Raw genomic sequence first — 26,173 nt, 5'->3', positions numbered from 1 at the left:
GGACGGGCACGTCTTCAGCACCGCTTCGTTCCCGATGCAGCAGGCCGAGCGACTCGGCCCCGGTCGGCTCATGAGGTGTCCCCGGTGCGCCCGGCTCCGCAGTGTGGTGCCGGTCGCCCTGGAGAAGCGCTAGCGGGGCGGAAGCGGCAGCAGACAGGCAGCAGCGGTCACAGAAGCAAGCAGCAGTAACACAGCACGCTGCGGTAACACAGGCGCGCGGAGTCGTCACGATTGTCACGGCTCCGCGCGCCTTGCGTATCCTCGCTACGTGCTTCTCTCAGACAAGGACATCCGGGCCGAGATCGATGCCGGGCGGGTACGGATCGATCCCTACGACGAAACCATGGTGCAGCCGTCGAGCATCGACGTACGGCTGGACCGGTACTTCCGGGTGTTCGAGAACCACCGGTACCCGCACATCGACCCCGCGGTCGAGCAGACCGATCTGACCCGGCTGGTCGAGCCGGACGGGGACGAGCCGTTCATCCTCCATCCCGGGGAATTCGTGCTCGCCTCGACGTACGAGGTCATCTCGCTTCCCGACGATCTTGCCTCGCGGCTCGAGGGGAAGAGTTCGCTCGGGCGGCTCGGGCTGGTCACGCACTCCACCGCCGGGTTCATCGACCCCGGCTTCAGCGGGCACGTCACCCTTGAGCTGTCCAATCTCGCCACGCTGCCGATCAAGCTCTGGCCCGGGATGAAGATCGGCCAGCTGTGCATGTTCCGGCTGACCTCGCCCGCCGAGTTCCCGTACGGCAGTGAGCGCTACGGCTCCCGTTACCAGGGGCAGCGCGGGCCGACCGCCTCGCGTTCCTACGTCAATTTCCATCGGACCCAGGTGTGAGGGCGGCAGCAGCATGAGTGACACGCAGAGCGTGCGGGAGAACCTGACCTACGAGGGGTTCGGCGGCGCCATCCGCGAGCTGGCGCAGACCATCGCCGACGACGGGTACGAGCCCGACATCGTGCTGAGCATCGCCCGGGGCGGAGTGTTCGTCGCGGGCGGGCTCGCGTACGCCCTCGACTGCAAGAACATCCACCTGGTGAACGTGGAGTTCTACACCGGCGTGGGGACCACCCTGGAAATGCCGGTCATGCTCGCCCCCGTCCCCAACGCGATCGACTTCTCCGACAAGAAGGTGCTGATCACCGACGACGTCGCCGACACCGGCAAGACGCTGAAGCTCGTACGCGACTTCTGCCTCGACGCCGTCGCCGAGGTGCGCTCCGCGGTGATCTATGAGAAGTCCCACTCCCTCGTGAAGTGCGAGTATGTGTGGAAGCGCACCGATGACTGGATTAATTTCCCGTGGAGCGTCGAACCGCCCGTCGTGCAGCGGGCCGGGCAGGTTCTCGACGCCTGAGATCAGCGCGTAGGTGAACCGCGTGCGTGAACCGCGTAGGTGAACCGCGTATGCGAAAGGGGCCCCCGGCACGGCAGCCGGGGGCCCCTTTCGTCTGCCGGGCGACTAGAACGTGCCCAGCTTCACTATCGACACCAGCGCGATCAGCTGGATCGCCGACGCGCCCACCGCCTTCGGCCAGGGCAGATCGTGGGAGCGGGAGACCATCAGGGTCAGCAGGGCGGCCGCGCCGATCCAGGTGGCCCAGCCGAGCAGCTGGACGAAGGTCGCGTTGCCGCCGACGAACATGGCGACCAGCAGGCGCGGCGCGTCCGTGAGGGCCGTGATCAGCATGGACAGGCCGACCGTCGGCTGCCAGGCGCCGTCGCCGCCGAGCTGGCGGGCCAGGGTGTGGGTGACGACGCCCAGGATGAACAGGCCGAGCACCATCACGATCGCCGTGATCAGCACGATCGGCACCGCGTTGGAGAGCGTCGCGCTGATCGCGTCCTTGCGGGCGCCGTCGAAACCGAAGACGGCGAGCAGGCCGTAGAGGAACGTGGTGATGAGCGCCGGGGCCCACATCGTGTAGTCCCGCATGCGCAGGAAGGTCTGGTTGGGGGCGAGGATGATCCCCTTCAGCAGCTCCTTCCAGTGCAGCGGCGGGCCGAGCGGGGCGGCCGGAGCGGCGGCCGAGCCGGCCTGGTAGGTCGAGCCCTGGGTGAAGCCGGCGGCCTCGTCGATCGAGAACGCACGGGTGTGGCCAGGGCTGTCGGCCGCGTAGGGGTCGTGCCCCGGAGCGTCGGAGGGGTAGCCGCCGTCGTCGCCGAAGTACTCCGGTCCGTCGTCGGCCGGGCCCGGATAGCCGTACGACTGCCCCGGCCCGCCGTACGGCTGTCCCTGCCGGGGGCTCTGCCGAGGGCCCTGTCGGGGGTACGACGGCTGCTGCCCCTGCTGCGGGTACGGCCGCTGCGGCGCCTGCGGGGAACCGTACGAGGGCCCCGCGGGCTGCCCGTACGACGGCCCCGCGGGCTGCCCGTGCTGCGGTCCGGGCCGGCCGTACGACGGTCCCTGCGGCGCCTGCTGTCCTTGGGGGGTGCGATTGTCCCGGCCCCCGCGTCCGATCCTGAATCCAGCCACGTCATCGAACGTACCTGGTCCCGGAGAGCGGCGTGCCGGACCCCGGTGTCCGGGCCCGGCTTTGCGGCCGACCTGTGACATCCCCTAAGGGACCGTCAACGGCTCGACCAGGGGCTCATCAGGGACTTCCCCCGGTTTCACCGGCGCGGCACCCGGCGGCGGCGACCGGAGGTTTCCTGAAGTCGGTGCTCGGTCCCCGAAGTTGGGGCCGTAGTGCGGCGAGCCCCTGGTGGAGGGGAACCGGTTGTGGTGGTCTTCGTGCCGTCGGAGGGCAGGGTGTGTCCGGTGTCACTACTGGTGGCGGTGCGGCCGGGCGCGGTGGACTGGGCCAGGATGGTGCCATGAGCGTAGTGAAGATCAACGTGCTGACCGTGCCCGCCGAGCAGCGGGAGGTGCTGGAGAAGCGGTTCGCCTCGCGAGCCCACGCGGTGGAGAACTCCGACGGCTTCGAGTGGTTCGAGCTGCTGCGCCCCGTCGAGGGCACCGACACCTACCTCGTCTACACGCGCTGGCGTGACGACGAGTCCTTCCAGGCGTGGATGGAGGGGCCGATGAAGTCCGCGCACCAGGGCGGTGCCGAGGGCGAGCGCCCGAAGCCGGCGGCTTCCGGCTCCACCCTGTGGTCCTTCGAGGTGGTGCAGCAGGCCGGGCCGAAGGAGGCGTAGAAGGAGGCCTAGCAGGAGGGGAGTCGGGCGCGCCGACGGCGGTCCCTGTCCGTGCGGGCAGGGGGCGCCGTCGGTGTGCCGACCGCGCTTGCGTGAACGGGGCCTGCGCGACTGGGCGCCCTGGCATGCTGGGTGCACCGGCGTACCGACGTCCCGGCGTACCGAGAGGACCCCATGTCAACACGCCCCGGCGTCACGGTAGTGATCGATGAGCGGCGCTGGTACGCCGCCAACGAGGTCCTGGCCTTCGCCCTGGAGATCGCCGCGCTGGCCTGCCTGAGCTGGTGGGGATTCGGCGCCGGCGACGCCCTGGCCCCGCAGGTGCTGCTCGGCGTGGGGACGCCCCTGCTGGCGATCGTGCTGTGGTCCCTGTTCGCGGCGCCGAGGGCGCGGCTGCGGCAGCGGCTGCCACTCGTGCTCGTCGTCAAGGCGCTGGTGCTGGGAGGCGGAGCGGCGGCCCTGTACGGGGCCGGGCATCCCGTAGCCGCCGTGACCATGGCAGTCGTCGTGGTCGGGAACACCGCGCTGGCCGAGATCTTCCGCCGCTGAGCGCGCCCCTCGCGAGGACCACCTCGCGACCGCAACGTGCGCGGCATGTACGGCGCGAGTCGGGAAACGGCATGTACAGCGCGACCGGGAACCCGCTCGGGGGCGCTCGCATCTCCCTGTCCGGGAGGCAGGAGCGGAGGCGCCCGGCCTCCGCAGGGGCGGCCTCACCAGGGGGATGTTCGCATGACACGGCGGACACGGCGGGCATGGCGGACCGCAGCGGTCTCGGCGATCGGTCTCACGGTGGTTCTGGCCGCTGCGGGCTGCGGCGGGGGCGGCGACCACGGTGCCGCACAGCCGGCAACCGGCCCGTCACGGGCGACCGCACCACCGACGACCACCGAACCGTCACGGACGCCGGCCTCCCCCTCGGGCTCCTCGGACCCCTCGGCCTCGTCGGGCGCCCCACGAGCGACCGCCTGCCGGACCGAGCAGCTGCACTGGAAGCTGACCCGCCTCGCCGGCCGGTCGGCCACGTCACCGACGGCCCGGCTGACCGCGACCAACACCAGCGCCGCCCCCTGCACCTTCAATGGCTACCCGGATGTTCAGGCCTACGCGGGCAAAGGGCCGGCCGTCTGGTCGGAGCCGAAGGCGAAAGCGCCGGTCCGGATGGTGCTGAACCATGACATGACGGCCGATTTCCCCCTCTTCTATCCCGCGTCCCCTGCCGCTGACGGCTCCTGCGCCATACCGGTCGACGACGACCCGCGCATCCAGGTGCGGCCACCGCACCCCGCGCCCACCGACTACGGCACCTCCCTGCAGATCACCGACTCACACGGCCGGCATGTGCCCTCGGTGTTCTGCGACACCATTCGCCTGGGCGCGCCCAAGCTGCGGTAGGCGGCATGCGATCATGAGGGCAGCGACCGCCGACCACGGTCGAGTGGATGCCGCCTCTCGGCGGCAGTGGGGGAACGCATCGGGGGGTGCGCTGTGATGTGGACCAGGTCGTCTGAGGTAGCCACGTCTGCCCAGGGTGGGCAATCGCCGTACAGGCACGCCCAGTTGTCGTTGGGGACTTGACCGTCTTCGGTCCGGCTTCGGTCCCGCTTCGCTTCCGCTTCATACCCCGCTTCAGCCCCGCTTCAGTCCGAGGCCGAGTCTCGTACGACTGACAGCTCGGGCGGCCGCTCGACATGCCTGATCTGGAGTCAATTCACTTGCGCACCACACGAATACGTTTCGCTGCCGCGGCCGCGCTGTGCGGCGCACTGCTGCTGGGCCATGCCGCAACAGCACAGGCCGCCACGCCGACCCCGACCCCCGCCGGAACCGCGGCGGCCAAGCCGGTACCGACCGGCACGACGGCCCCCGCGCCGCGGCCCTCGACATCCGGCACGCCGTCGCCGACCGCCCATGCCGACGGCAACGGGAGCGGCAACGGCAACGGCAAGGACAAGGGCAACTGGACAGTCCAGGACGCCATCCGGTTCTGGACGCCCGAGCGCATGGCCTCGGCCACCGACCCCTCGGGCCGTATCGCACAGCCGAAGGGCTGGACGGCGCCGCGCGGGAAACGGTCCGTCGCCGCCGGGGCCCCCGACAAGCACTTCGGCGGTATCAAGTCCGTCGGCATGCTCTTCAGCACCACAAAGGACATGGCAGCCCACACCTGCACGGCCAGCGTCGTGCAGAGCCCGGGGCACAACCTCATCCTCACCGCCGGGCACTGCGTCGGCAGCAACGCGGCGTTCGTGCCCATGTACGACCACACCAAGTCGGCGGGCGACCAGCCTTACGGGATCTGGCCGGTCAAGGAGTGGTTCCGCGACTCGCAGTACGCCTCGGACCGGAGCGCCAACTCCGACCTGGACTTCGCCTTCGCGAGTCTCAAGGACAACGGCGGCCGGAACGTCCAGGACCTCGTGGGCGCCAACACCCTGGCTCGCACGCCTGGGTTCGTCAATCAGGTGACCGTGATCGGTTATCCGATGGTCAAGTACGACAAGCAGGACCGTGCGTTCCGCTGCCTGAATGTCACGACGACTCCGCTGCCCGCCTACAACCAGATGCAGATCGACTGCGCCGGCATGTGGGGTGGAGTCTCCGGCGGACCGTGGTTCTCCAAGTTCGACCCCTCGGGCGACACCGGCGAGATCATCGGCAACGTGGGTGGCTTCATGCAGGGCGGCCCCGATGTGGGCCCCAGCGACCCGCTGTACAACCGGATCACCTACAGCCCGTTGCACGGCGACCGGTTCTTCCAGGACTACGACGACGCCCAGCAGGGCCTGCACACCGACCACGGCCCCTACCAGCAGCCGACCCTGCCCTACTCCATGGGCAGCGGCAGCACCTGGCAGCATGCCAAGCTCATGGCCGCGGGCGACTTCAGCGGCACCGGCCACAGCGACCTGATCGTCGTGTGGACCGACGGCGAGGTCACCCTCTACACCAACGACGGCAACGGCCATTTCATCACCGAGCGGCAGCTGCTCGCGGCCAACTCCACCTGGGCCCATGCCGCGACCATCACCGCGGGCGACTTCACCGGATCCAACCAGTTCGACCTGATGGTCCGCTGGTCCGACGGTGAGGTCACGCTCTACGGCGACGTCGGCACCAAGGGCCTCGACTGGGCCGGCACCCAGATGATCGGAGCCAACACGACGTGGCAGCACGCCACCCAGATCGCCGCCGGCCGCTTCACCGCCTCGTCCTACGTCACCGACCTGATGGTGCGCTGGTCCGACGGTGAGCTGACGCTGTACACCAATGTGAGCGCGGGAAGCTTCGGACAGGAGCACAAGCTCAAGGCCGCCAACACCACCTGGACCCACGCCAACCTGCTCACCAGCGGCGAGTTCTCCGGCAACCAGAAGTGGGACCTGATGGTGCAGTGGTCGGACGGCGAACTCGACAACTACGTCGGCACCTCCGCCTCCGCCCTCGGCAGCGAGTCACGCGTCCAGGACCACAACGAGCTGTGGACCCACAACACGGTGATGGCCACCGGCAACTTCACGGCCAACCACCGCACCGACGACCTGGTCGTCCGCTGGTCCGACGGTGAGACGACGATGTACGCCGACACCGGCAAGGACCACCTCGGCACCGAACAGAAGCTGGTTCCCCACGCCTGAGGCCATCCAGGAGCAACGGGTGTACGGCTCCTTTGTGAGCCGTCCCCGCGTACACGACGGCGCCCCCTGCCTGTGCAAGGCAGGGGGCGCCGTACGTCGTAGAGCCGTGGTTACTTCACCGGCTCGGGCTCCGGCTGGTTCTCGGGCTCGGTCTCGCCCGCCGGGTCGACCGGGGTCTTCACCGAGTCGAGGAGCAGCTGGGCCACGTCCACGACCTGGATGGACTCCTTGGCCTTGCCGTCGTTCTTCTTGCCGTTCACCGAGTCCGTGAGCATGACGAGGCAGAACGGGCAGGCCGTCGAGACGATGTCGGGGTTGAGCGAGAGGGCCTCGTCGACACGCTCGTTGTTGATGCGCTTGCCGATCCGCTCCTCCATCCACATGCGCGCACCACCGGCGCCGCAGCAGAAGCCGCGCTCCTTGTGGCGGTGCATCTCCTCGTTCCGGAGGCCGGGGACGCTTGCGATGATCTCGCGCGGGGGCGTGTAGATCTTGTTGTGGCGGCCCAGGTAGCAGGGGTCGTGGTAGGTGATGATGCCCTCGACCGGGGTGACCGGGATCAGCTTGCCCTCGTCCACCAGGTGCTGGAGCAGCTGGGTGTGGTGGATGACCTCGTAGTCGCCGCCGAGCTGCGGGTACTCGTTGCCGAGGGTGTTCAGGCAGTGCGGGCAGGTGGCGACGATCTTCTTCGCCGACTTCGGCTTCTTCGTCGACTCGTCCTCGTCGTCCTCGCCGAAGGCCATGTTCAGCGCGGCGACGTTCTCCATGCCGAGTTCCTGGAACAGGGGCTCGTTGCCGAGGCGGCGGGCGGAGTCACCGGTGCACTTCTCGTCGCCGCCCATGATCGCGAACTTCACGCCCGCGATGTGCAGCAGCTCCGCGAAGGCCTTCGTGGTCTTCTTGGCGCGGTCCTCCAGGGCGCCGGCGCAGCCGACCCAGTAGAGGTAGTCGACCTCGGAGAGGTCCTCGATGTCCTTGCCGACGACCGGGATCTCGAAGTCGACCTCCTTGGTCCACTCCAGGCGCTGCTTCTTCGCCAGGCCCCAGGGGTTGCCCTTCTTCTCCAGGTTCTTGAGCATCGTGCCCGCCTCGGAGGGGAAGGCCGATTCGATCATGACCTGGTAGCGGCGCATGTCGACGATGTGGTCGACGTGCTCGATGTCCACCGGGCACTGCTCGACACAGGCGCCGCAGGTGGTGCAGGACCACAGGACGTCCGGGTCGATGACGCCGTTCTCCTCGGCGGTGCCGATCAGCGGGCGCTCGGCCTCGGCGAGAGCGGCGGCGGGGACGTCCTTCAGGGCCTCCTCGGACGCCTTCTCCTCGCCCTCCATGGTCTTGCCGCCGCCGGCCAGCAGGTACGGCGCCTTGGCGTGGGCGTGGTCCCGCAGGGACATGATCAGCAGCTTCGGGGAGAGCGGCTTGCCGGTGTTCCACGCGGGGCACTGCGACTGGCAGCGGCCGCACTCGGTGCAGGTGGAGAAGTCCAGCAGGCCCTTCCAGGAGAACTGCTCGACCTGGGAGACACCGAAGACGTCGTCGTCACCGGGGTCGGTGAAGTCGATCGGCTTGCCGCCGGAGGTCATCGGCAGCAGGGCGCCGAGGGAGGTCTCACCGTCGGCGTTGCGCTTGAACCAGATGTTCGGGAAGGCGAGGAAGCGGTGCCAGGCCACGCCCATGTCGGTCTTCAGGGCGACCGTGATCATCCAGATGAAGGAGGTCGCGATCTTCAGGCCGGCGAAGAAGTAGGTGAGGTTCTGGAGCGTGGAGACGTCCATGCCCCTCAGCCACGCGACGACCGGGTACGAGATGAAGAAGGAGGTCTCGTAGCCGTCCACGTGGTGCTGGGCGCCCTCCAGGGCGTGCAGCATGAAGATGCAGATGCCGACGACGAGGATGACGGCCTCGACGAAGTACGCCTGGCCGAAGTTGGAGCCGGCGAAGCGGGACTTGCGGCCCGGCTTGTTCGGCTTGCTCAGCTGCCGGATGACGATGAGGGTCAGGATGCCGAGCGTCGTCATCGTGCCGAGGAACTCGACGAAGACGTTGTACGGCGCCCAGTCGCCGATGACCGGCAGGATCCAGTCCGCCTGGAACAGCTGGCCGATCGCGTTGACGATCGTCAGCAGCAGCGAGAAGAAGCCCACCGCCACGAACCAGTGCGCCACGCCTACGACGCCCCAGCGGTTCATCCTGGTGTGGCCGAGGAACTCCTTGGCCACGGTGAGGGTGCGCTGTGTGGGATCGTTGGTCCGCGTCCCGGCCGGTACCGACTGGCCCAGCCTCATGAAGTTGAAGATCTGCAGGAGGGCGCGGCCGAACAGTGCCACGCCGACCACGATCAGGACCAGCGACACGATGATCGCGGCGAGTTGCATTGGGGCTCCTGGGGCGGCCTCGAACTTAACCGAGCGACATTACTAAGCAGTAACTTATTCAGTCCGTCTGAGACTACCCCCATCATCCGTCGGGATGCAGCCGGGCGCGGGGTGATGCGCATCATCCCACGGGTCATCGGATCGTGTTATTCATACCGAATTGCTACATTCGCCCCTACCTTAGGGCTGTGCTCTACGGGATCGCCGCCGCCACCGCAGCCCTCCTTCTCGCCGCCTTGCTCGCGGCGCTGCTCAGGGTGCCCGCGCTGCGGGCGGGCATCGTCGACCGGCGCCTGCACCGGCGCCAGCCGCTGCTCGGCGGGGTCGCCGTGGTGACCGTCACCTGTCTCGTCGCCGGGGTCGGGCAGTGGACCGCGGTCGCGCCCCTCGGGGAGGGGGTCGACCGGCTCCTCGTGGCCGGCGCCCTGGTCGCCGCGCTGGGCCTGGTCGCCGACGTCTGGCGGCTGCGCGCCCGCGTGCTCGTCGCCGGTACGGCCGTGGCGGCGGCCTGTGTGGTGCCGTACGACGAGACGGGGGTGCTGGGCGGGATCCTCGCCCTGGGCTGGATCGTCGTGGCCTCGCTGGCCTTCAAGGGGCTCGATCACGCGGACGGGCTGGCCGGCACCGTCGGTGTCGTCACCGCCTTCGGGGTGGGGGCCTGCGCCGCCGCCGAGGTGATGGACGGGCTCGCCGTCCTGCTGAGCGTGCTCGCCGCCGCCCTCACCGGCTTCCTGATGCACAACTGGCATCCCGCGCGGATCGGGCTCGGCGCCTGCGGCTCGCTGTTCACCGGCTTCCTGCTGTCGTCCTCGCTCGTCTTCACGCGCGCGGGGTACGACCTCGGGCCGAGCGCGGCCGTGGTGTTCTGCGTCGGCGCGGTGGCCCTCGCCGACTCCGTCCTCGTGGTCCTCGCCCGGGGGCTGGCCCGGCGTCCGCTGATGCGGCGCGGCCCCGACCATCTCGTGCACCGGCTGCGGCGGCTCGGGCTCACCCCGCCGGGCTCGGTCGTCCTGCTGGGTGCGGCCTCCTTCTCCTCGGTGCTCGTGGGGGTGCTCGTGCACACCGGGTGGACGGGGGAGGGGGCTGTGCTGTGGGTGGCCGGAGGGGCGCTGCTGGTGGTCGTCGTACTCCTTGGGATCCCTGCCCAGGAGTCCCGACCGGTGGAATCGACGCAGGTCGGCGGCCAGTTGCGTGTAAGGAACGGATAAGACTTGAGTCCTGCTGACTCAGGTCTGTTGACCCAGCGGGGAGAGTCATGCACACTTGAGTCCGTTCCACTCAAGTCAGCTGGAGGAATCAACCATGGCACGTGCGGTCGGCATCGACCTGGGCACGACTAACTCCGTCGTCAGCGTTCTGGAGGGCGGCGAGCCCACCGTCATCACCAACGCCGAGGGTGCCAGGACCACGCCGTCCGTCGTCGCCTTCGCCAAGAACGGCGAGGTGCTCGTCGGCGAGGTCGCCAAGCGCCAGGCGGTCACGAACGTGGACCGGACCATCCGCTCGGTGAAGCGCCACATGGGCACCGACTGGAAGATCCAGCTCGACGGCAAGGACTTCAACCCGCAGCAGATCTCCGCCTTCATCCTGCAGAAGCTGAAGCGGGACGCCGAGGCCTACCTGGGCGAGAAGGTGACCGACGCGGTCATCACCGTCCCGGCCTACTTCAACGACTCCGAGCGCCAGGCGACGAAGGAAGCCGGCGAGATCGCCGGTCTCAACGTCCTTCGCATCGTCAACGAGCCCACCGCGGCCGCGCTCGCGTACGGCCTCGACAAGGACGACCAGACGATCCTCGTCTTCGACCTCGGCGGCGGCACCTTCGACGTGTCCCTGCTGGAGATCGGCGACGGCGTCGTCGAGGTGAAGGCCACCAACGGTGACAACCACCTCGGTGGTGACGACTGGGACCAGCGCGTCGTCGACTTCCTGGTCAAGCAGTTCCAGTCCGGCCACGGCGTGGACCTGAGCAAGGACAAGATGGCTCTGCAGCGTCTGCGCGAGGCTGCCGAGAAGGCGAAGATCGAGCTGTCCTCGTCCACCGAGACCTCGATCAACCTGCCGTACATCACCGCCTCCGCCGAGGGCCCGCTGCACCTGGACGAGAAGCTCACCCGCGCCCAGTTCCAGCAGCTGACGGCCGACCTGCTGGAGCGCTGCAAGACGCCGTTCCACAACGTCATCAAGGACGCCGGCATCTCCATCAACGAGATCGACCACGTCGTTCTCGTCGGTGGCTCCACCCGTATGCCCGCCGTCGCCGAGCTGGTCAAGGAGCTGACCGGCGGCAAGGAGGCCAACAAGGGTGTGAACCCGGACGAGGTCGTCGCCATCGGCGCCTCGCTCCAGGCCGGTGTCCTCAAGGGCGAGGTCAAGGACGTCCTGCTGCTCGACGTCACCCCGCTGTCCCTCGGTATCGAGACCAAGGGCGGCATCATGACCAAGCTGATCGAGCGCAACACCACGATCCCGACCAAGCGCTCCGAGATCTTCACGACGGCCGAGGACAACCAGCCGTCCGTGCAGATCCAGGTCTACCAGGGCGAGCGCGAGATCGCGGCGTACAACAAGAAGCTCGGCATGTTCGAGCTGACCGGCCTGCCGCCGGCGCCGCGCGGTGTCCCGCAGATCGAGGTCTCCTTCGACATCGACGCCAACGGCATCATGCACGTCACGGCCAAGGACCTGGGCACGGGCAAGGAGCAGAAGATGACCGTCACCGGCGGCTCCTCGCTGCCGAAGGACGAGGTCGACCGGATGCGCCAGGAGGCCGAGCAGTACGCGGAGGAGGACCACCGCCGCCGCGAGGCCGCTGAGACCCGCAACCAGGGCGAGCAGCTCGTCTACCAGACCGAGAAGTTCCTCAAGGACAACGAGGACAAGGTCCCGGGCGAGATCAAGACCGAGGTGGAGACCGCCGTCGGCGAGCTGAAGGAGAAGCTCAAGGGCGAGGACACCGCCGAGATCCGCACCGCCACCGAGAAGGTCGCGGCCGTCTCGCAGAAGCTGGGCCAGGCCATGTACGCCGACGCCCAGGCCGGGCAGGCAGCCGGTCCGGAGGGTGCGGCCGCCGGTGGCGCCAAGGCCGCCGACGACGACGTCGTCGACGCCGAGATCGTCGACGACGAGCGCAAGGACGGTGCCGCGTGACGGAGGAGACCCCGGGCTTCGAGGAGAAGCCCGACGTCCCCTCCGGCGCGAACCCCGACGACGCCGAGTCGAAGGCCGCCCCCGAGGAGGGGGCGGCCCCGGCCGGGGACGGAACCGCAGATGTGGGCCTGGTGGCCCAGCTGGACCAGGTGCGTACGGCGCTGAACGAGCGCACGTTGGACCTCCAGCGGCTCCAGGCCGAGTACCAGAACTACCGCCGCCGGGTCGAGCGCGACCGGACCGCGGTCAAGGAGATCGCCATCGCGAACCTCCTGACCGAGCTGCTGCCGGTGCTCGACGACATCGGCCGCGCGCGGGAGCACGGCGAGCTGGTCGGCGGCTTCAAGTCGGTGGGCGAGTCGCTGGAGACCGTCGCGGCGAAGATGGGCCTGCAGCAGTTCGGCAAGGAGGGCGAGCCCTTCGACCCGACCATCCACGAGGCCCTGATGCACAGCTACGCGCCGGACGTCACCGAGACGACCTGCGTGGCCATCCTGCAGCCCGGGTATCGCATCGGCGAGCGCACCATCCGCCCGGCGCGGGTGGCCGTGGCCGAGCCGCAGCCCGGCGCGCAGACCGTCAAGGCCGAGGGCGCCGAGGACAAGGCCGAGGCGAAGCAGGCCGACTCCACCGGCTCGACCAGCTCCACCAGCTCCAACAGCTCCAACAGCTCCACCGGCTCCGCCGGCGACAAGGAGAACGGTGGCCCGGACGAGGGCTGACGTGAAGACACCAGAGGGGAAGGAGGGACGTCGGGGATGAGCACCAAGGACTTCATCGAGAAGGACTACTACAAGGTCCTCGGCGTCCCCAAGGACGCCACCGAGGCCGAGATCAAGAAGGCGTACCGGAAGCTCGCCCGCGAGTTCCACCCGGACGCCAACAAGGGCAACGCCAAGGCCGAGGAGCGCTTCAAGGAGATCTCCGAGGCGAACGACGTGCTCGGCGACCCCAAGAAGCGCAAGGAGTACGACGAGGCACGCGCCCTGTTCGGCAACGGCGGCTTCCGCCCCGGGCCGGGCGCCGGCGGCTCCTTCAACTTCGACCTGGGCGACCTCTTCGGAGGTGCCGGAAACACCCAGGGCGGAGGCTTCGGCGGTGGAATCGGTGACGTCTTCGGGGGCCTGTTCAACCGTGGCGGCGCCACCGGCACACGGACCCAGCCGCGGCGCGGCCAGGACATCGAGTCCGAGGTCACGCTGAGCTTCACGGAGGCCATCGAGGGCGCCACGGTGCCCCTCAGGATGTCCTCCCAGGCGCCCTGCAAGGCCTGCTCCGGCACCGGCGACAAGAACGGCACACCGCGCGTGTGCCCGACCTGCGTCGGCACCGGGCAGGTGGCGCGGGGCTCCGGCGGCGGCTTCTCGCTCACCGACCCCTGCCCCGACTGCAAGGGGCGCGGCCTGATCGCCGAGCACCCCTGCATGGAGTGCAAGGGCAGCGGCCGCGCGAAGTCGTCCCGCACGATGCAGGTCCGTATCCCGGCGGGCGTCACCGACGGGCAGCGGATCCGGCTGCGCGGCAAGGGCGCGCCCGGCGAGCGGGGCGGCCCGGCGGGCGACCTGTATGTGGTCGTGCACGTCGGGGAGCACCCGGTGTTCGGCCGCAAGGGCGACAACCTCACGGTCACGGTGCCGGTCACGTTCACCGAGGCGGCCCTCGGCGGCGAGGTGCGGGTGCCGACGCTCGGCGGCCCGGCCGTCACCCTGAAGCTGCCGCCGGGCACACCCAACGGCCGGACGATGCGCGCCCGGGGCAAGGGCGCGGTCCGCAAGGACGGCACCCGCGGCGATCTGCTGGTCACCGTCGAGGTGCGTGTCCCCGTGGACCTGTCGGGGAAGGCTCGTGATGCGCTCGAGGCGTATCGCGAGGCGACCGCGGGCGAGGATCCGCGTGCGGAGCTGTTCGAGGCCGCGAAGGGAGACTGAGAGAGATGGACGGCCGTCGACGTAACCCGTATGAACTGACCGAGGAGACCCCGGTCTACGTCATCTCGGTGGCGGCCCAGCTCTCCGGCCTGCACCCGCAGACGCTGCGCCAGTACGACCGCCTGGGCCTGGTCTCCCCGGACCGGACCGCCGGTCGGGGCCGCCGCTACTCGGCCCGCGACATCGAACTGCTGCGCACCGTCCAGCAGTTGTCGCAGGACGAGGGCATCAACCTGGCCGGCATCAAGCGCATCATCGAACTGGAGAACCAGGTCGCCGCCCTGCAGTCCCGTGTCGCGGAGCTGGAGGCGGCCCTGGACGGCGCGGCGGCCGCGATGCAGCAGCGCGAGGCCGCGGTCCACGCCTCCTACCGCCGCGACCTGGTCCCGTACCAGGAGGTCCAGCAGACCAGCGCGCTGGTGGTGTGGCGGCCGAAGCGGCAGCAGAAGGACTGACCCGGGACGCGGACTGGGGGCCACACACGGCAGGGGCCGGCAGAAGCGATTCTGCCGGCCCTTTCCCTGTGCCCAGACAGCTGTCGGTCAGCCCAGTTGCTCCGTGGAGCCGTCCGGATGGACCAGCAGGCGGATGGCGCCGCCGTAGCGGTTGTCGGTGATGCTGGCCGGGGTGGGCCCGCCGAGCTGCCGGGCGCGTTCCTGCAGGATCGTCAGGACGACGTCCTGGATGTCGCCGTAGGGCGGCGCGGTGACCGGGACGCCGTCGACGAGCGCGGCGTTGGGGGAGAAGACGTGGACCTGGGCATCGGAGGCGGTGCCCGGGGCGGGGGGCGGCGGCGTCGGTTCGGTCATCGGATCCTCGGAAGGTGCGGGCGGGCTGGGGCGGAAGGGTCAGGCGATCCTCGGCGCACCTGGTCCGGCGGGGCCCGCGTGCCCGGCCCGCGCGTAGGTACCGCGCGAGAGCCGTTGCAGGCGGCCCGCCTTGACCAGGGCGGACAGGACGTTGCTGATCGTCTTGGACGGCTCGCCGTAGACGCCCGGCGGCAGCGCACGCCGCACATCGCGGGCGGAGAACGGCCCGGGGAACGCCTCCACCGCCCGCTCCACGGCGGCGCGGATGCTGGGCGCGGTCGGCGGACGGCGGCGCGGCTCCGGGGCGGCCGTCCCCGTGCCGCGGCCGACGGGTTCGTCCACGGGGGCCGGGTGCGGCAGGTGGGCGCGCAGCTTGTGCAGGGCCGAGCGGATGGTCGTCAGCAGGCTGTCGTCGCCGTCCGCCGTGGCGGCCAGCATCGTCGCCACCTTCTCGATGTTGCCGAGGCCGACGGCCAGTTCGCGCAGCAGCGGGTGGAGGACATCGTGGCGCAGCGCCGCCACGGGGTCCTTGGTGGCGAGTTCGACCGAGATGGATCCGCTGAGCGGACGGGGCCGGGCCGCGGTGTGGTCGCCGTCCTCCTCGGGCACGAGGGAGGCCACGGCGGCGCGCACGGCCTGGACCTCGCCGAGCGTCTCCGGGCTCACCTCGCTGCCCGGCAGGCACACCAGCATCGCGACGAACTGCTCCAGGCTGGCCAGCGCGGGCAGGGTGGTGCGCACCAGCGGACCGAGCAGCGCCTGCCGTACGGCCTGGGCGGGATCCTCGTAGGAGAAGGCGATCCGCTGACCGCCCCCGGCCGCTGCCATGTGCTCGTTCCCGCTTTCCGTGTGCCCGGGCGGCCCGGGTCGTTCTGCTCTGGGTGTCCGTGTGCGCTCGTGGGCCGGCTGTGCCGGATCGGCCGAGGGGTGCCCCGGCTCCTCGGGGCCGCGCGGTGGTGCGTCCTGGAGGAGGTCGAAGGCGTCGAGGATCTGCTCCAGGGTGGGCAGGCCATGGCCGCCGGCGCGGTGAAGGATCGTTTCGGCGGTGCGCGAGCGCACCCGGGCCAGCCGCCGCGCCTGGTCCTCGGCGCCGTCAGCGACCCGGGTCGGCAGATCGCCCGAGGCGTCGCCGACACCGAGCGCGCGGCGCATCCGGCGCCGGTCCTCCGGGGTGGTCGCCGCCGCGTAGCCGTACGGCTCGGCGTAGGCCACCGCGTCCTGGAGGCACTCGGCCCACAGCGGGCAGGAGGCGCACAGGTCGCTGGCGGTGCGCAGCAGGACGAGATGCTGGCGGCGCTGTTCCGGCGGGCTGCCGGGAACCCCCGCCGTGTCCGGCGCGTTCTCCAGCAGCGGGTGCTGGAAGACGTCCGGGCGGCGGCGGCAGGGCAGTGCCGCGTCAGGTATGTACGGCCCCCGATGCCGCTCACGCGCGCGTGGCGTGGGCAGTGCGGGCAGCGTCGTAGGACGTGCCAGGCGCATGTCTGAAGTCCCCCGTGGTGATCTTTGAGCGTGGGGGACTCTAAAACACCGTGCAAAAGCCGTGCAACGCATCTTCAAATCGTGTACAGAGCTGAGACAGTGACGCGACAGAACGTTCACAGCGGCCTCAACTATCCCCCGATTTAGTGGCCTTTGCGCGGTCCGTGCCCGTGGGTGAGAGCCTTCGCACCCGCGCGAGCAGCGACTTCACCGTGCCGCCACGGAGCGCCAGCACCCCCAGGACGCCGAGAAGTCCCAGCGGGACGCCGGCCTCCGGCGTGAACATCCCGACAATCGAGGCGATGACCAGGATCACGTCCGCGAGGAACACGGTCACTCCCCGCCGTCCCGGGTGTGCCTTCACCATCCAGGCACCGAGGAGAGCCATGCCGGTGAGCGCCCAGTAGCCGAAGACGGCCTGGCCCGAGACGACCGCGTCCGTGTTCATGCGTGCTGAGTCGCCCACCGCGCAGAAGTATCCGGTGAACGCGACGGTGAGCGTGGTCGTGCCGAGCGCCAGCAGGAGCTGGGTGCGGCGGCGGAGCAGCCAGATGACCGCGCCGAGGAACGCCAGCGCGCAGATCGCGACGAAGGAGGAGCCGCTCCGGGCGGCGATGGTGAACAGGGTGTAGACGACGGCGACGCCGAACACGAGGCGGGGCAGGAGACGGACGGCCCAGGGGTCGTTCTTGTCCTGGCGCAGGAGACGGCGGAGGGGTTGCTCAGGGCTCATGCGGCTCACTCTCCGATCCCCGTGCTGTGCGCCTTGGCCGGGGTGGGGAGCGTCTGGGCGGGCTCGACGGGACCTGAGTGTCCAGCCGGGACGACGACCTGGCGGGCCTCCACGGCGACGCCCGGCATCCAGTTGACCCCGTGGAAACCACTGACAGGAGCTTCGGCGGGTTCCGCTTGCTCTGGTCCCTGCGTCTGCTCCTGCGCTTGTGGCGCCTGCTGCAACTTGAGCGCCGGCGAGGTTTGCGCCGTCTGCTCGGTAAGGGCTGCTGCGGGCTGCTGTTCCTCCACACCGGGGAACGTCGCCTCCTGCTCCGTACGCAGGCTCAGGACCTCTTCGGTGAACTGCTCTGCGGCGACGTCACGGCCGTCCAACTGTGCTACGCGCGCGCACACTTCAAGTACGGCGGCGCGTTGGGCCTCGGCGGAGGGAAGGGATCGGAGGTGGTCCAGATCCAGATAGCCGGCGGCCCAGTACTTCTGGTTCGGCGGGTTGTCAGCGTCGGGAGCGAAGAAGTGCAGGTGTGAGCGGATCGCCCCGTCCGAGAGCAACTGCTGCGTCTCCGGGGGAAGCACCTTGAGCACATCCTCCGGAAGGTCGTACGCGAACTGAATGTTCTCGGGGCCCGTTACCTTGCGCAGCTGGGGCATTTCCGTCTCGTACGCGACGCTCCACGGGGCCATGGTCGCGGTGAACGCGATGGCCTCACCGTCCACGCTCTTGGCGTACTGCTCGGACAGCGCGGCCCAGGCCTTCCGGGCCAGGGCGTTGCCGCTGGCCTCGTCGAGCAGCAGGACCTCCTGTACTTCCCGCCGCCAAAGATGGAGTTTGTCCAGAAGTTGTCCGCCCGGCGTGCCCTCCAGATAGCGCGCTGCACCCTTCTCGATCGCGTTCTCGTCCTCGGACCAGATTTCGGCTATGTACTGGTTGCTCAGCACCTGGTCCGGCGGCAGGTCCGGGTGCGGAATGCCGTGGGACCAGAAGGCCGACTTCATGCCTGGGCGCGATGGCCGGACGTCGAGCTCTTTGACGTACTCGAGGACGTACTCCTCGACGCTCCCCGCCTCGGCGGCCCCCGCGAGGATCATGTCGGTGACGCGCTCCACCTCCTCCTCGGGGAGCGGCGCGCCAGCCTCCCGTTGCCGCTTCAGCGCTCGCTCCGTAGCTGTCTCGGCGGTGGTGACCTCGCTCACTCCAGCTCCTGGGGATAGCAGTTCAGGCTGATCATGACGCCGCGTCGGCCCACGCCCGTGGAGGTGACGCCGCCGCCGAACGCCTTCAGGACGACGACCGGGCCTTCCGGGTCCGTGCTCCGCCAGGTCGCGAGCCGGTACGGGTTGCGGGTCCGCAGGCGCCGCTCGCGGGACGGGAGCCAGCGAGAAGGGCCGTCGGGCTCGGGGAAGTCGGATGCGTCCCACGCGCCGGAGAAGGCCGGTGTGCCAAGCACCTCCCTGGCTGCCGTCTCGTAGGCCGGCCAGGCATCGGCGGCGATGTCCAGCACATGCTCGTTCTCTTCGGGACTGTCCGCCTGCACCTGCCAGGTGGTCCAGCCGAGGGACTGCACCGGGCTCCAACCGCCTCCGACGACCGGGGTGAGGGTCAGTTGGCCGCCGGTAGAGGTGCGTACGGAGAGGACTCGGTCCTCGGGCAGGGGACTCCAGCCGAACAGGGCGCACCAGTCGTCCAGGGCCTGGCCGGGGGCGGGCGGGCCGGCCCAGACCGCAGGCCAGTCAACGTGCTCCAGGCCGGTCAGCTCGGTGGCCAACCGCTGCGGTGATTCGTCGATCAGCAAGGTGGACATGTCTGCTCCCGAATTCCTTTCTCATCCCTCAGATTCGCCGGCCCGGTCCGGGCGTGGGCTGCTCCAGAGGGTTGTGGCATATCAGTCCGATCCTCGCATCGGCCGGGGCGGGAGCCGTCTGGGAACCCAGCCCGAGCATCAACCCCAGTTCGAAGATCGGTGCACCCGGAGTGCGGAAGCGCCAGATTGCCACGTGGCCCGCCCAGGTGTCGTTCAAGGCGGGCTCGCCCATGACGCTGCGCAAGGCGGTGAGGTGGGCCGTGAAGTGGTTCAGGGACAGTTCGGCGACCCGGTCGTTCTCGTCGGTGTCGCGGGCTCGGGCCGCCCACAGTGTGTGTCCGACCCCGGTCACCGGGCGCCCGGGAGCGGACGTGGCCACGTGCAGGCGGCTGCCACCGGCCGTGCGCACCCACAAACCAGCCTGGAACCACAGCGGCCGCCAGCCGAGTGCAGCGCACCAGGAGGCGCGCTGGTCCGCTTCCTCCGGCACCCCGCCCCACACCGTGGACCAGTCCACCTCGACGAGCCGCTCCAGCTCCGCCAGCAGCTGTGCCGGGGTGCGGGAGGCGGTCAGGACGGGCATGGAGTGGCTCCTCGGGGTGGGGACGGGCGGTGGGCGGGGTCAGATGCGGCCGTTGGGGCCGCGGGGGTCGCGGGGCGGCGGAGCCGGTGCGGCCGGCGGCCGGGGTGCGGTCTGCTGCGGTGCGGCGGGGGACCGGGGTACGGCTGGCGGCCGGGGTGCGGCCTGCTGTGGTGTGGCCGGTTGCCGGGGTGCGGCGGGCTGCCGGGGGGTGGTCGGTTGCCGGGGCGCGGTCGGCTGCTGGGGTGCGGGCTGCTGCGGCACGGACGGAGGCGTGTGGCCGGCCGGGCGGGGCTGGTGTTGCTGCTCCGTCGGGGCCGCGGCCGAGGGGTCGCCGGTCCACTGGGTCCTGGAGGCCGCACTGATCCGACCGGTGCGGCGGGGAGCGGGCGGGGGCGGGGCAGCGCTGCCCTCTTCCTCGGGCCGGCCGCTCTTCTTGTCGAAGGTCTCCCGGTACTGCCTGTCGGTGCGGCTGCTCTGGTAAGCGGCCTTGCGCTGATTGCGCTCGCCCACGTCGAGGACGCCGCTCTTCTGCAGCTTCCCCTTCAGGAAGCGCCTGTCGACGGTCCGGGCCGCGCCGCCGGCCACCCGCCCGGCGACCCGCCCCATCGTTCCGTCCTTGGGCTTGACCGCACCGTGCGTCTTGTCGGCCAGGTTCGTGCTGCTCGCCGAGGCCGCCGCCCCGATGCCCAGTGCGTCGTCCGCCCCCGCCACCTGCGGAGAGAACTTCCCTGACAACAGGTTCTTGAGCAGCATGATCACAGCGATGGTGACCAGCAGAAGCAGCAGCAACTGCATGCCGAGCGGGATCTGGAGGGGCAGGATCATCTGGTAGAAGAGCAGCAGAATGGTGAGGATCACGCCGAATCCGGCGCGCAGCACGAAGCTGTGCACGAAGGTCTGCCACCAGCCCCTGAGCAGCTTCTGCTGGGTCGGGTGGATCGAGATGGTCGCGATCAGCGGCAGCAGGATCACCATGATCAGCGTGACCGCGTGCCACAGCAGCGTCAGCGCGCTGAGCACCATCGTCATGATGCCGACGATCAAAGTGGCGACCAGCGAGTAGACCCCGATGCTGACGCGGGTGCCGGGTTTGTGTCCGGCCCACATCTCGTAGACGGTGGAGTCCTCGTGAAGGGCGACGTAGTTGCGCACCCACCCGTATTCGTGCTCCTTTGGCCCGATGAGGTCGCCCGTCACCCGCTTCCCGTTCTTGTCGAAGTAGTCGAAGTTGGTGATCGACTGGGCGACGACCTGCCTGACGCGCAGGTCGGAACAGCGCTTCTTTGAACCGAAGTCACATGGCCTGTCACCGTCGTACGCCAAGCCGGTCTTGCCCGCATCGCCGAACTGGCCTATGGCCCAGGGACGGAATGCCAGGGTGTCGTACATGGCGCAGGTGGATATGCGCATGCCGCGCTGCGGTGCGTTGTCCGGCAGGTCACAGGGTGGGCTGACCCCGTTCACCGCGCTGTCCAGCACCGCCTCGGTCAGTGCCGCGTTGCCCTGAGCGATTCCGGAGTCGGCCTCCTGGACCACGGTCGTGTAGTTGTTGTTGACCAGGAACGCGGACACCGCGATCACGACGAACGCGGCCCACCCCACGCCCGACCAGACCTCGCGCATGTCGCCCTTGCGCCATTTGCCGAACACCCATAGTCCGGTGAGCAGGATCATGGTGGGTACGGCCACCTTGAACACCTTGTTGTTCAGGCGGTCGACCACACTGTCATGACCCGAGACCGTGCCGCTGTAGAGCGCGGCCAGAGGGCTCGGATTGGACGCGATCTCCTTGAGGCTGATCGCGGCACGGCTGAAGAACTTGCTGATGTCGAAGACGGCCTGGGCGATGGTGTTGGTGATCGCGTTCTGGAAGCTGCAGTCGTCGCCGCTGACGTGCTCGCCGTCGCGGCCAGACTTCGCCTGATCCTGTTTGTCCTGCGTCGCGGCCCAGTTGAGGCCCCGCATGCCGTCCATCTCGTAGAGCGTGTACTGGCTGGGGTCTCCGCTCATCGGGACGGCCCCGGAGACCAGCTCACGCTTGCCGTCCCACTGCTTCACCGAGGGGAAGATGTTCTCCCCGGCGGCACCCGGCATGTCGGCCAGATTGTTGCTGCTCTGGTCCAGGTAGTCGCAGGTGTCGAAGAGGGCGTGCGCCGGCTGCGGTGTGGAGAGCGAGAGCGCGAGGATCCCGAGCACCACGAACAGAATGGCGCGTGCGGCGACACCGGTACTGATGAGTGTCCTGTGCAGGGGACGGGTCAGCATGAGATGTCCTTCGGAAGGATCAGATGTCGGCGGGGAAGTAGTTGGTCAGCACACACCCGTCGACCAGTGCAGGCTCCTTCTCGTAGCCGCTGGGCAACTTGAACTTCGGATCGCACGTGAGGTACTTGAGGTCGGACTTCTGCAGATCGTGGGTGGTCTCGTTACCGCCGGGAACCACGAGGAAGTTCTTGCCGACCAGGAATCCATAGCCGGAACCGCTCTTTTTCAGGGCGCCCTGGAACTTTTTCATGTCCGCGAGGAGGAGCGTGGTGGTGTCCTCGTAGTTGTCCCTGCAGACGTAGCGTTGCTTGATGGCCCAGGCGGGCTCCCCGGCCTCCTCGTTGCCCCAGGAAGGATCCCTGTTCGCGGTTTCGGTCTTGTCGTACTCGTCGGCCGCCTGCAGATCCAGGCAGGAGCCGTACTTGTTGAGGTAGAAGACGATGTCGGCAATGGTCGAGGCCGAGGGCAGTCCGCCGCCGGCCGCCTTGCCGTTGCCGTCACCGTCGCCGCCGAATGCTCCGGCGATGGTGCCTCCGGCGCCGGTCGCCCTGCCGTCACCGTCGCTGCCCGCCTTGTCGCCGCTGCCGCACGCCGCCATCGACGCCGACATGACGAGGAGGGCGCCCACGGCCAGTACTCGCTTGAGTCGCATGATGAAGTCCTTCTGCCTTACTCAGGCACGTAGTTGGTCAGCACGCAGCCGTTGACGAGTGCGGAATGCTTCGTGTAGCCGCTGGGTACCGAGAAGTCGGGATCGCAGGTCAGGAACTTCAGGTGCGACTTCGTCAGGTCCCGGATCGCGTCCTGGCCGACCGGGATGACCGCGAAGTCCTGGCCGATCAGGAGCTTTTCGTTGCTCTTCTTGACTGCGGACTGGAACTTCCGCATGTCAGGGGTGATGAGCAGAGTGATGGCAGCGCCGGACGCGTCCTTGCACACGGCGCGTTCTTTGATGCCCCAGGACGGGTCCTTGGCCTCCTCCGTGCCCCACGACTCGTTCTCACCGACATGGGCGCTGTCGTAGTTGTCGCCCGACATCACACCCGTGCAGGAGGTGTACTTGCTCACGTAGGACGCGATGGACGCGACGTCCTTGGCCTCGGGCAGGCCGGAGCCTGCCGAGTCGCTGTCTCCGCACCCCGCCGTAGCCGCCAGAGCGACCATGCCGGCGCCGATCGCGAGTGCTCGGGTCATGCGCATGATGTCTGTCCTGGTCCTCGGGTACTGGTGGGGGCGGGGCGTCACACCGGCTGGGCGGCGAGTTCGGGCTCGGGCTCCCTGGCGTTGGCCACCGGGTCCGCCTCCGTCTCCTGGAGGAACGTCCACTGCCACACGCTCTGTGGCGGGTCGATGCCCTGACGGGCCGGGCGGGTGGTGCCGTTGGTGTCCGTCGCGGCGAGGATCTCCTTGAAGACCAGGTCGACGGCGACCGTGCCGACCCGCTTGTCGGCGTCGCGCTGGAGGCAGACACCGGTGCGCAGTTCCTGGAGGGCGGCGATCACCTTGGGGTCGTTCTCGGGGCGGCCGAGCAGCGGGGCGACCAAGGACGCCTCCTGGGCCGACTTCTGCTTGAACGCGAACACCGAGTGGATCTGGTTGGCACCGCCGCTGCGCGCCTCGGAGTCCTCGATCTGCACCAGGTCGATGGCCTGCTGGGTGATCAGGACGGTGACGGCCAGGTAGGAGCGGCCCTGCTTGAGGGCGCGGCGCATCAGGTCGCGGCCCGCCTCGGTGGCGGTGACGACGTACGCCTCGTCCACGAAGAGCGCCTTGGGGCGCAGGCCGACCTCGCCCGTGACCGGGTTCTTCTCGTAGCCGACGTCCAGCATCTGGCTGCCCAGCTCCACGACCGCCATCAGCGCGGTGGCGGCAAGGCGTTCGGCCGGGTTCCAGTTGCGCGGGTCGGAGGCGGCCGGGGACTGGAAACCGCGCAGGGTGATGACCGTACGGCGCTTGCGCATGCTGCTCAGCGGCTGCGGCTTCTCCGCGAACGCCAGCCGGGCGTAGGGGAGCGTGCGCAGCTCGGTCAGCAGCATCTGGGCGAGCTTCAGGTCCTTCGCGGCCTCGCGGTCGCCGGTCGTGACGGCGTGGTCGTACGACTCCACCACCTCGTCCACCACCTGCCACAAGGTCGGGCGAGGTACGCGCAGTTCGGCGTCGCGGGCGGACAGGCCCTGCTCGACGGCCTGGCGGATGGCGGAGTTGTAGCGGCCGACGACGGCCGCCATCGCCTCGATGACGGGCAGCCGGACGCGCTGGTAGTCCTCGTCGCCGAGGAAGCCGCGCAGCATCGATTCGGCCAGCAGGCGGCCGGCGGGGACGTCGCGCGCGATGACCCAGGGGTCGAGGACGCCCGCCTGGCCCTTGAGGAGGTCCACGACCTCCGTCTCGGCCCAGAACTCCCGGTTGACCGGCTGGAAACTGCTGGCCGCGGTGCCGAGCACGCCCGACTCGGCGTCCGCCGCGAAGGCGGGGTCGTTCACCTGGGAGCCGAAGGCCAGGTAGTAGCACATCTGGGCGAAGTCGGTCTTCGGGTCGATGACCAGGCAGCGGACGCCCGACTCCGACTCCTCGTAGAACTTCTGCAGGGCGAGGGACGACTTGCCACCGCCCGATGCGCCGACGATGGCGAGGCCACCGCCGTCGTTGCGGGCCGGGCCGACGTGCAGCGAGTAGTGCACCGGCATCTTGCCCGCCCAGCCGACCAGGTTGCCGACCCAGCCGAGGCGCTTGCCGGAGCGCGTCTCCGGGTTGTCGCCCAGCTCCGTGCCCGCGGTGGGCAGTCCGGCGCCGAGCTGCTCGACCTCCTGGAGACGGATGTACGGCGCGATCGGCAACTTCGGTGCGTCACCGGGGAGCTGCGACTGCAGCAGGCGCCACTGCTGACGGGTGGGTCGCAGCAGGGTGACCCTCAGATCCTGCTTGAACTGCATCTCCAGTACGCGGCGGCGCCGCTCCAGCTCCTTCACGTCCGGCGCCGAGATCGTGAAGCGGATCTGCGCTTCCATGCCCGGCATCTTGTGCTCCTCGATGTCGTCGACGAGCTCCTGGGCGCGGGTGACCTGGCTGGCCAGCTTGGTGTCGGGGGAACGGCCGGAGTTGGCCATGTCGTTCATCTCGTCCACGAGGTTGCCGCGGATCTTGTCGGCGCGGTCCTTGAACTTCGAGTACGGGATGAGCGTGAAGCGCATGTCGATCTCGACGGGGAAGTCGACGTGCTGTGCGGCGTAGCGGGCCCAGGCCGTGGACTGGCGGAAGCGGGTCTCGGCGGGCCAGTTGGCGGCGACCAGGGTCGTGGTGTAGCTGGTCTGGCGTTCGCCGCTGACCTCGTCGTACTGGTGCAGCACGATGTGCGTCTTGCGGTTCTCGCCGGAGAAGTCGACGACCAGGTCGAACTGGTCGGGGCCCCAGGCGCGCGAGCCGAGCACGGGCTCCGGCGGGACCGGCAGGTCGCCGTGGAGCGGCTTGCGGATCAGCCAGACCAGTTCCTCACGGGTGAGCGGGGTGCCCTTGAGGTTCTCCAGGCTCTCGTGGACCTCGACGGCGACCTGGGTCCACTCGGCGAGGACGGACGGCGGCAGGTGCTCGTCGGCGACGCCCGTCGCGGTGGCCGCGGCGCGATCGGCGGTGCTGCGCACGCCCCGGAGCAGGCCGGGCTCGTCGTACGGCTCGTCGTCCTGGCCCAGGACACCTGTGGAGCCGCTGCTGCGCTTGAGCGAGCCCAGCTTCACCAGCAGGATGTTGCGCTCCCGCTTGGCGCCGATGCGCTCCTGGTAGTCGGCCTTGCGCAGGTTGTACGCCTTGTAGTTCTCGGTCGGCTCCCAGGCGACCGCGTTGAGCTCCTCCGCCCAGGTCAGCGCGGTGATCGGCTGGTAGACCTTGCGGTAGTGGCACTCGACGTTGCGGTCGCCGCGGGCCAGGTTGAGCAGACCGCGGGCCGGGCCCTCGGCCATCACCTGGAGTTCGGTGGCGTTCAGGTACTCGTCGATCGCGTTGGGCAGGACCAGGCCCGTCCATACCGAGTCGCCGTGCACGAAGATCATGTCGTCGGCGTAGCGGTAGGGCAGGCGGAGGTCCTCGCGGCGGGCGGCGGCGGAGGACGACGACTGGCGGGAACGCGCCGTGCCGGAGCCGCCGTTGCCGCCGCTCTGCTGCTTCTTGCTGGACGAGGAGGCCATGATCATGGCGACCACGAAGAAGGCGACGGCACCGCCCAGGAGGATCAGCATGAACATGGGGTCACCTAGCGTTGATGGAGAAG

Annotated in this window: 23 protein-coding genes; 11 read left to right on the top strand and 12 right to left on the bottom strand. The window is 69.4% G+C overall.

All coding sequences use genetic code 11. The annotated features are described in order from the left end of the window. Positions 1–268: 268 nt before the first annotated feature. Together dcd and AB0L75_RS05215 are read left to right on the top strand one after the other, a co-directional pair. The gene (gene dcd, locus AB0L75_RS05220; protein WP_365175504.1) at positions 269–844 is read left to right on the top strand and encodes a dCTP deaminase; all 576 of its coding nucleotides are present in this window, start codon (positions 269–271) and stop codon (positions 842–844) included. A gap of 13 nt (positions 845–857) precedes the next feature. Next, the gene (locus AB0L75_RS05215) at positions 858–1,364 is read left to right on the top strand and encodes a phosphoribosyltransferase (RefSeq protein WP_365175502.1); all 507 of its coding nucleotides are present in this window, start codon (positions 858–860) and stop codon (positions 1,362–1,364) included. Positions 1,365–1,469: 105 nt separating this feature from the next. Here the strand turns inward: AB0L75_RS05215 and AB0L75_RS05210 are convergent, their stop codons facing one another. Beyond that, on the bottom strand, positions 1,470–2,564 hold the full coding sequence (locus tag AB0L75_RS05210) for a YIP1 family protein (protein WP_365175500.1): 1,095 nt from the start codon (positions 2,562–2,564) through the stop codon (positions 1,470–1,472). A 260-nt stretch (positions 2,565–2,824) separates the two neighbouring features. On the opposite strand from AB0L75_RS05210, the gene AB0L75_RS05205 reads away from it, so the two are divergent. The 4 genes from AB0L75_RS05205 (at position 2,825) to AB0L75_RS05190 (ending at position 6,786) form a co-directional block, all read left to right on the top strand. Next, positions 2,825–3,148, top strand: coding sequence for an antibiotic biosynthesis monooxygenase (locus AB0L75_RS05205; protein WP_365175498.1), 324 nt, complete (start codon positions 2,825–2,827; stop codon positions 3,146–3,148). Positions 3,149–3,322: 174 nt separating this feature from the next. Beyond that, positions 3,323–3,697, top strand: coding sequence for a YrdB family protein (locus tag AB0L75_RS05200; RefSeq protein ID WP_365175496.1), 375 nt, complete (start codon positions 3,323–3,325; stop codon positions 3,695–3,697). A 183-nt stretch (positions 3,698–3,880) separates the two neighbouring features. Continuing rightward, positions 3,881–4,543, top strand: a complete 663-nt coding sequence (locus tag AB0L75_RS05195; protein ID WP_365175494.1) for a DUF4232 domain-containing protein — start codon at positions 3,881–3,883, stop codon at positions 4,541–4,543. A gap of 320 nt (positions 4,544–4,863) precedes the next feature. Continuing rightward, positions 4,864–6,786, top strand: coding sequence for an FG-GAP-like repeat-containing protein (locus tag AB0L75_RS05190; RefSeq protein WP_365175492.1), 1,923 nt, complete (start codon positions 4,864–4,866; stop codon positions 6,784–6,786). 110 nt (positions 6,787–6,896) lie between these two features. Here AB0L75_RS05190 and AB0L75_RS05185 read toward each other — a convergent pair whose 3' ends face one another. After that, positions 6,897–9,164 (bottom strand): (Fe-S)-binding protein, encoded by a 2,268-nt coding sequence (locus AB0L75_RS05185; protein ID WP_365175490.1) that lies wholly within the window; start codon positions 9,162–9,164, stop codon positions 6,897–6,899. A gap of 188 nt (positions 9,165–9,352) precedes the next feature. On the opposite strand from AB0L75_RS05185, the gene AB0L75_RS05180 reads away from it, so the two are divergent. From AB0L75_RS05180 to AB0L75_RS05160, 5 genes are all read left to right on the top strand, one after another. After that, complete coding sequence (locus AB0L75_RS05180) at positions 9,353–10,372, top strand: MraY family glycosyltransferase (protein ID WP_365175488.1); 1,020 nt, start codon at positions 9,353–9,355, stop codon at positions 10,370–10,372. Positions 10,373–10,466: 94 nt separating this feature from the next. After that, positions 10,467–12,314 carry a molecular chaperone DnaK gene (dnaK, locus tag AB0L75_RS05175; RefSeq protein WP_365175486.1) on the top strand — a complete coding sequence of 616 codons (1,848 nt, stop codon included), beginning with the start codon at positions 10,467–10,469 and terminating at the stop codon, positions 12,312–12,314. After that, on the top strand, positions 12,311–13,036 hold the full coding sequence (grpE, locus tag AB0L75_RS05170; RefSeq protein WP_365175484.1) for a nucleotide exchange factor GrpE: 726 nt from the start codon (positions 12,311–12,313) through the stop codon (positions 13,034–13,036). Before dnaK ends, grpE begins: the two co-directional genes overlap by 4 nt. Positions 13,037–13,072: 36 nt before the next feature. Next, positions 13,073–14,242, top strand: coding sequence for a molecular chaperone DnaJ (gene dnaJ, locus AB0L75_RS05165; RefSeq protein WP_365175482.1), 1,170 nt, complete (start codon positions 13,073–13,075; stop codon positions 14,240–14,242). 5 nt (positions 14,243–14,247) lie between these two features. Further along, the gene (locus AB0L75_RS05160) at positions 14,248–14,697 is read left to right on the top strand and encodes a helix-turn-helix domain-containing protein (RefSeq protein WP_365175480.1); all 450 of its coding nucleotides are present in this window, start codon (positions 14,248–14,250) and stop codon (positions 14,695–14,697) included. 87 nt (positions 14,698–14,784) lie between these two features. Here the strand turns inward: AB0L75_RS05160 and AB0L75_RS05155 are convergent, their stop codons facing one another. From AB0L75_RS05155 to AB0L75_RS05110, 10 genes are all read right to left on the bottom strand, one after another. After that, positions 14,785–15,051, bottom strand: a complete 267-nt coding sequence (locus AB0L75_RS05155; RefSeq protein ID WP_365175478.1) for a hypothetical protein — start codon at positions 15,049–15,051, stop codon at positions 14,785–14,787. A 39-nt stretch (positions 15,052–15,090) separates the two neighbouring features. Next, positions 15,091–16,530 carry a WhiB family transcriptional regulator gene (locus AB0L75_RS05150; RefSeq protein WP_365175476.1) on the bottom strand — a complete coding sequence of 480 codons (1,440 nt, stop codon included), beginning with the start codon at positions 16,528–16,530 and terminating at the stop codon, positions 15,091–15,093. 127 nt (positions 16,531–16,657) lie between these two features. After that, positions 16,658–17,263, bottom strand: a complete 606-nt coding sequence (locus AB0L75_RS05145) for a hypothetical protein (RefSeq protein WP_365175474.1) — start codon at positions 17,261–17,263, stop codon at positions 16,658–16,660. A 5-nt stretch (positions 17,264–17,268) separates the two neighbouring features. Then, positions 17,269–18,456: a hypothetical protein gene (locus AB0L75_RS05140; protein ID WP_365175472.1), complete on the bottom strand. Its 1,188-nt coding sequence runs from the start codon at positions 18,454–18,456 to the stop codon at positions 17,269–17,271. Continuing rightward, positions 18,453–19,064, bottom strand: a complete 612-nt coding sequence (locus tag AB0L75_RS05135; RefSeq protein ID WP_365175470.1) for a hypothetical protein — start codon at positions 19,062–19,064, stop codon at positions 18,453–18,455. Before AB0L75_RS05135 ends, AB0L75_RS05140 begins: the two co-directional genes overlap by 4 nt. A 28-nt stretch (positions 19,065–19,092) precedes the next feature. Further along, positions 19,093–19,647: a hypothetical protein gene (locus AB0L75_RS05130; RefSeq protein WP_365175468.1), complete on the bottom strand. Its 555-nt coding sequence runs from the start codon at positions 19,645–19,647 to the stop codon at positions 19,093–19,095. Between the two features lie 39 nt (positions 19,648–19,686). After that, the gene (locus tag AB0L75_RS05125; RefSeq protein ID WP_365175466.1) at positions 19,687–21,912 is read right to left on the bottom strand and encodes a hypothetical protein; all 2,226 of its coding nucleotides are present in this window, start codon (positions 21,910–21,912) and stop codon (positions 19,687–19,689) included. A gap of 19 nt (positions 21,913–21,931) precedes the next feature. Beyond that, positions 21,932–22,564 carry a hypothetical protein gene (locus tag AB0L75_RS05120; protein WP_365175464.1) on the bottom strand — a complete coding sequence of 211 codons (633 nt, stop codon included), beginning with the start codon at positions 22,562–22,564 and terminating at the stop codon, positions 21,932–21,934. 17 nt (positions 22,565–22,581) lie between these two features. Next, complete coding sequence (locus AB0L75_RS05115) at positions 22,582–23,112, bottom strand: hypothetical protein (RefSeq protein ID WP_365175462.1); 531 nt, start codon at positions 23,110–23,112, stop codon at positions 22,582–22,584. Positions 23,113–23,153: 41 nt separating this feature from the next. Then, the gene (locus tag AB0L75_RS05110; RefSeq protein WP_365175460.1) at positions 23,154–26,147 is read right to left on the bottom strand and encodes an ATP-binding protein; all 2,994 of its coding nucleotides are present in this window, start codon (positions 26,145–26,147) and stop codon (positions 23,154–23,156) included. Between the last annotated feature and the right edge of the window lie 26 nt (positions 26,148–26,173).

Origin of the sequence: Streptomyces sp. NPDC052101 (genome assembly GCF_040680235.1) — a bacterium.
Classification (GTDB): domain Bacteria; phylum Actinomycetota; class Actinomycetes; order Streptomycetales; family Streptomycetaceae; genus Streptomyces.
The sequence above is the reverse complement of the archived record's forward strand: the minus strand, read 5'-3'. Positions and strand labels throughout refer to the sequence as shown.

Bases quoted from the DNA above. Each gene is read 5' to 3' on its own strand.
- AB0L75_RS05160 (WP_365175480.1), top strand. From the start codon at position 14,248: ATGGACGGCCGTCGACGTAACCCGTATGAACTGACCGAGGAGACCCCG.
- AB0L75_RS05150 (WP_365175476.1), bottom strand. From the start codon at position 16,530: ATGCGCCTGGCACGTCCTACGACGCTGCCCGCACTGCCCACGCCACGC.
- AB0L75_RS05195 (WP_365175494.1), top strand. From the start codon at position 3,881: ATGACACGGCGGACACGGCGGGCATGGCGGACCGCAGCGGTCTCGGCG.
- AB0L75_RS05135 (WP_365175470.1), bottom strand. From the start codon at position 19,064: ATGTCCACCTTGCTGATCGACGAATCACCGCAGCGGTTGGCCACCGAG.
- AB0L75_RS05130 (WP_365175468.1), bottom strand. From the start codon at position 19,647: ATGCCCGTCCTGACCGCCTCCCGCACCCCGGCACAGCTGCTGGCGGAG.
- AB0L75_RS05120 (WP_365175464.1), bottom strand. From the start codon at position 22,564: ATGCGACTCAAGCGAGTACTGGCCGTGGGCGCCCTCCTCGTCATGTCG.
- AB0L75_RS05155 (WP_365175478.1), bottom strand. From the start codon at position 15,051: ATGACCGAACCGACGCCGCCGCCCCCCGCCCCGGGCACCGCCTCCGAT.
- dnaK (WP_365175486.1), top strand. From the start codon at position 10,467: ATGGCACGTGCGGTCGGCATCGACCTGGGCACGACTAACTCCGTCGTC.
- AB0L75_RS05205 (WP_365175498.1), top strand. From the start codon at position 2,825: ATGAGCGTAGTGAAGATCAACGTGCTGACCGTGCCCGCCGAGCAGCGG.
- AB0L75_RS05215 (WP_365175502.1), top strand. From the start codon at position 858: ATGAGTGACACGCAGAGCGTGCGGGAGAACCTGACCTACGAGGGGTTC.
- AB0L75_RS05115 (WP_365175462.1), bottom strand. From the start codon at position 23,112: ATGCGCATGACCCGAGCACTCGCGATCGGCGCCGGCATGGTCGCTCTG.
- AB0L75_RS05110 (WP_365175460.1), bottom strand. From the start codon at position 26,147: ATGTTCATGCTGATCCTCCTGGGCGGTGCCGTCGCCTTCTTCGTGGTC.
- AB0L75_RS05200 (WP_365175496.1), top strand. From the start codon at position 3,323: ATGTCAACACGCCCCGGCGTCACGGTAGTGATCGATGAGCGGCGCTGG.
- dnaJ (WP_365175482.1), top strand. From the start codon at position 13,073: ATGAGCACCAAGGACTTCATCGAGAAGGACTACTACAAGGTCCTCGGC.
- AB0L75_RS05145 (WP_365175474.1), bottom strand. From the start codon at position 17,263: ATGAGCCCTGAGCAACCCCTCCGCCGTCTCCTGCGCCAGGACAAGAAC.
- AB0L75_RS05185 (WP_365175490.1), bottom strand. From the start codon at position 9,164: ATGCAACTCGCCGCGATCATCGTGTCGCTGGTCCTGATCGTGGTCGGC.
- AB0L75_RS05210 (WP_365175500.1), bottom strand. From the start codon at position 2,564: ATGTCACAGGTCGGCCGCAAAGCCGGGCCCGGACACCGGGGTCCGGCA.
- AB0L75_RS05125 (WP_365175466.1), bottom strand. From the start codon at position 21,912: ATGCTGACCCGTCCCCTGCACAGGACACTCATCAGTACCGGTGTCGCC.